The sequence below is a fragment of the Pseudomonas sp. P4_C3 genome (assembly GCF_056402075.1).
Genome location: NZ_JBFUIC010000350.1, coordinates 1 through 3,941, shown reverse-complemented (window position 1 = coordinate 3,941; position 3,941 = coordinate 1). Strand labels below are relative to the sequence as shown.

Annotated in this window: 4 protein-coding genes; 1 reads left to right on the top strand and 3 read right to left on the bottom strand. The window is 60.5% G+C overall.

Going from position 1 to position 3,941, the window contains the following annotated elements:
* On the top strand, positions 1-932 hold a 932-nt coding region (locus AC1DVH_RS27310), incomplete at its 5' end, for an amino acid ABC transporter ATP-binding protein (RefSeq protein ID WP_477756419.1).
* A 23-nt stretch (positions 933-955) separates the two neighbouring features.
* On the opposite strand, the gene AC1DVH_RS27305 is transcribed toward AC1DVH_RS27310, so the two are convergent.
* From AC1DVH_RS27305 to AC1DVH_RS27295, 3 genes are read right to left on the bottom strand one after another with little or no spacing between them, the layout of a single operon-like run.
* Positions 956-1,789 carry a class I SAM-dependent methyltransferase gene (locus AC1DVH_RS27305; protein WP_414873274.1) on the bottom strand — a complete coding sequence of 278 codons (834 nt, stop codon included), beginning with the start codon at positions 1,787-1,789 and terminating at the stop codon, positions 956-958.
* Positions 1,783-2,940: an acyltransferase family protein gene (locus tag AC1DVH_RS27300; protein ID WP_477756418.1), complete on the bottom strand. Its 1,158-nt coding sequence runs from the start codon at positions 2,938-2,940 to the stop codon at positions 1,783-1,785. The genes AC1DVH_RS27305 and AC1DVH_RS27300 overlap by 7 nt, the downstream gene beginning before the upstream one ends.
* Positions 2,937-3,821: a class I SAM-dependent methyltransferase gene (locus AC1DVH_RS27295; RefSeq protein WP_477756417.1), complete on the bottom strand. Its 885-nt coding sequence runs from the start codon at positions 3,819-3,821 to the stop codon at positions 2,937-2,939. The genes AC1DVH_RS27300 and AC1DVH_RS27295 overlap by 4 nt, the downstream gene beginning before the upstream one ends.
* Between the last annotated feature and the right edge of the window lie 120 nt (positions 3,822-3,941).

Below are 3,941 nucleotides of genomic sequence, written 5' to 3'. Positions count from 1 at the left end.
TCACCGTGTTCGGTTATTTCCTGCAACGCCTGGAGCGCTATCTGGACCTGAACTTCCGCAAGCCGCACACGCTCGACGCGGCCACCATCGCCAGGTTCAAGGCCAGTGCCGAAGCGTTGCYCGACACTGCGCGCAAGRCAGCAGGCAGCAACACAACGCCGATCCTGCAACTGAAGAACATCCAGAAGAGCTATGGCACGCACAAGGTGCTGCTGGGTATCGACCTTAATGTCGAATGCGGCCAGGTGGTCTCGATCATCGGGCCATCCGGCTCCGGCAAGACTTCGCTGATTCGCACGGTCAACGGCTTGGAAACCATCGATACCGGCGACATTCTGTTGTTCGGCGAAAAATTCATCGAGGCTTCGGACAAACCCAACGGCTCCCGCCTGCGCAAAGGCGTGCGGCACATTGGCATGGTGTTCCAGAACTTCAACCTGTTCCCGCACCGCACCATTCTCGACAACGTCACGCTGGCACCGCGTTACCACGGCCAGCCGGGCGAGCTGAGTGAACATCGTGCCTATGCGCTACTGGACAAGGTCGGCCTGCTGGCCCATGCCCACAAGTACCCGCACCAGCTCTCCGGCGGGCAACAGCAGCGCGTGGCGATCGCTCGAGCCCTGGCGATGGAGCCGCAGATCATGCTGTTCGACGAGCCTACCTCGGCCCTCGACCCGGAACTGGTCAACGACGTGCTGAACGTGATCCGCGACCTGGCCAAAGAAGGCATGACCATGCTGATCGTGACCCACGAAATGGACTTTGCCATGTCGATATCCGACCGGGTCGTGTTCATGGAGAACGGTAATATCCAACTGGATGCCGCACCTGAAACCATACGATGCGATGCCAAAGGAGAACGAGTGCGGCGCTTCATGGGAATCAGTACCCCATCGCCAAGCCTGTCTGCAACGCTGGATCATGCATGAGCAGGGTGCAGCCTTAATGCCGATCAGGGTTTACGCGCAATGATCACCTGACTTTTCGCCACCACGGCATCCAGCGCCTGCTTGATCTGTGCACCCCGTGGCGAGGCCAGAATCGCCTGCCAGGTATCCGCCCAGTGGTTGAGCAACGGATGGTCCGGGTTGCTGAAATCGACCTTGGCTTCCCAGAACAACAGCATCCACATCGACCAGTAGAATCCGTACTGGCTATGGCTGATCACTTCCAGGCCGGCATCGCTGACCATGGCCTTGAACTGTTCTTCGCTGATGATGCGGATGTGGTTGGGTTTCTGGAAATACTCGGCCGCCGCGATATCTTTCTGCAGGTCTTCGGAGCTGGGGTGCGGGACGCTCAGCAGATACAACGCGCCCGGTTTACCGACGCGCACCAGCTCAGCGAGGAACTGGGCCGGATCGTCCACGTGCTCGATGACTTCGGTCGACACCACCCGCGTGGCGGTCGCATCGGCTATCGGCAGCGGGTTGCAGTCGGTGACATGACATTCGACGTCGCGGGCCGGTGTATCGCTCAGGCGCTGGCGGGTCGCTTCGACCTTCGCCGCGTCGATGTCGGCGATGATGATCTTCGCCCCGCGCATCCCGCAGAAATGCACGTTGCCGCCGTCGCCGCAGCCTACGTCCAGCAGCGTGTCCTCGGGGGTTACCGGGAAGCCGGTGAACAGTTCGCCGGTTTGCTGATTGAACCAGCCACTGAGCATCGCGTCGTGCAGGCCGAGCATGTAGGGGTCGACTTTCTCCGCCACTGGCGCCGCGGGCGCTGTCTCTGGCTGCACAGGCGCGGGCGTGCCCGCCGTGAGTTTCTTTAAAAGGCTCAGCATGAGGTAGCTCCAGAGGATGGGACGGCTGTTCGGGAGGTGCCCAGGCGTTTGACCAGCGAGGCGCCGCGGTTGCGCATGGGCATTTCGATGTAGCGATAGTTGAGTTCGCTCAGCAGCACGATCAGGCCGCCAGCCATCAGCAACATCAGAATCGGATGGCCAGCGGGACTGGGCAGCCCGGCAGCCTGTAAACGGAAAATGAATTCACGAACCAGCAAGTAGACCGGGATATGGATCAAGTAGATCCCGTAGGAACGGCTGCCGACCCACGTCATCAGGTTTTTGAACACGCCGCGCGGCAACAGGTAATCGCGGTTATAAGAAGCGATCCACACCAGCAGCGCACACAACAGCGCAATCACGCCGATCCGGTAAGAAGTGAAGGTGAAACGATCCGTTGCCATGAAGCTGAGCAGCAGCGACACCGCGATCAGTGCGGCAACACCCACCCATGGACGACGCAGGAATTTTGGCTCCCAGCGCCGGTACGAAGGCTGCACGCTCCACATCGCCAACAGCACGCCAAGGGCCAGCGCGTCGGTGCGCACCACCATCAGGATCGGCGTGCGCAAGGTAAACAATTGCAGCGCCACCAACGCCAGCAAGGCCCACACCAGGTGTTTGCGCAACAGCACGATCAGCAGCGGAAACAGCAGGTAGAACTGCTCTTCCAGCGACAGGCTCCAGTACACGAAACTGGTGCCGTACTCGTAGTGATAAAAACTGTCGGCAAAGCGAAAATTGGCGTACTGGGCGACGCCGGCCAGGGTCGCCTGAAGGTTCGCGTACAGCGTGCCGAACGCGCCGGAACGGTTGAGAAAAAGACACGCCAGCAACATCAGCGCCAGCCATAACCAGGCCGACGGCAGCAAACGAAAGGCCCGACGCAACCAGAAATTGCGCGTCTGTTGCCAATACTCCCGACGCGTGGTGCAGCGGCGCAAGCCCGGGATCAGGCTGCGGGCAATGACAAAGCCCGAGATCGCGAAAAACAGATCCACGCCCCACCACGGCTGGCTGTACAGCGTGATGCTCTGCAACAACGGCACAGCCGCCGCGAACAGGCTGTCCTGCAGGTGATGAAACAGCACGCCAAGCACCGCAATGCCGCGCAGCAACTCGATGTCCATGATCCGTTTTTCGTTGCTCATGCGCCCTCCTGGACATACGGTTTGCGAGCAATGATCACCTGGCTCTTGGGCATGAACCGGTCCAGCATCTGCTTGATCGCCAACCCGTCGGGCTGGGCCAGCAAGTCCTGCCATGTTTTCGCCCAGCTCTCCATCAGCGGCGGATACGGCGCCTGAATCCGGTCGCGAACCGCACCACCCAGATCGCGCCCGGCGGCCCGTTCACTGGCCCAGAAAAAAATCATGCCCATCACCCAGAAAAACCCGGTGGCCTGACGATGTTCGATGACCAGGCCCGCGTCTTCCACCAGCGCGGCGAATCGCTCGGGACTGAAAATCTGCACATGATTGGGCGATTGAAAATAACTGGCCGGGGCGATGCCTTTCTGCAAATGCTCGCCCACCGGGGACGGTACGCTCAGCAGGTAGAGCGCGCCGGGGCGGCCCATGCGCACCAGTTCGGCCATGAAGGGTTCTGGCTGATCGATGTGCTCCAGCACTTCCATGCACACGACTTTGCTCGCGCAACCATCGGCCAGAGGCAGTGGCAGGCTGTTGCTGACCAGACCTAGATTCGCCTTGTCCGACTGCGCTTGCACTTGCCGCGCCAGGTCGCGGACCTTGTCGTACTCACTGTCGGTGAAGATCACCGACGCGCACTGGCGCACCGCAAACAAGGTCGCGACCCCTTCACCACAGCCGACATCCAGCAAGGTGTCGTCGGCGGTAATGGCAAACCCTTTGAGCAATTCGCCGCTGTCGCCCGAAAACCAGCCGTCATGCATTGCATCGTGCAAGCCCACATCTCTTGGCGACACACGAGATTGCTCGACCGGCAACGGCGCGGGCCGGGGCTCGGGTTTCGTCTCTGCAAAGAAACGTCTGACCAATGCGCGAATCATGCCTCAGGGGTTTCCACGACACGGTTCTCGAACAGGCGCTCAAAAAATACGCCAAGCCGTTGCTCGGCGGTGGCCTGACTGCAGAATTTCATGAGGCTGGCCACTGCGTGCGCGGACATC

Bases quoted from the DNA above. Each gene is read 5' to 3' on its own strand.
- AC1DVH_RS27300 (WP_477756418.1), bottom strand. From the start codon at position 2,940: ATGAGCAACGAAAAACGGATCATGGACATCGAGTTGCTGCGCGGCATT.
- AC1DVH_RS27295 (WP_477756417.1), bottom strand. From the start codon at position 3,821: ATGATTCGCGCATTGGTCAGACGTTTCTTTGCAGAGACGAAACCCGAG.
- AC1DVH_RS27305 (WP_414873274.1), bottom strand. From the start codon at position 1,789: ATGCTGAGCCTTTTAAAGAAACTCACGGCGGGCACGCCCGCGCCTGTG.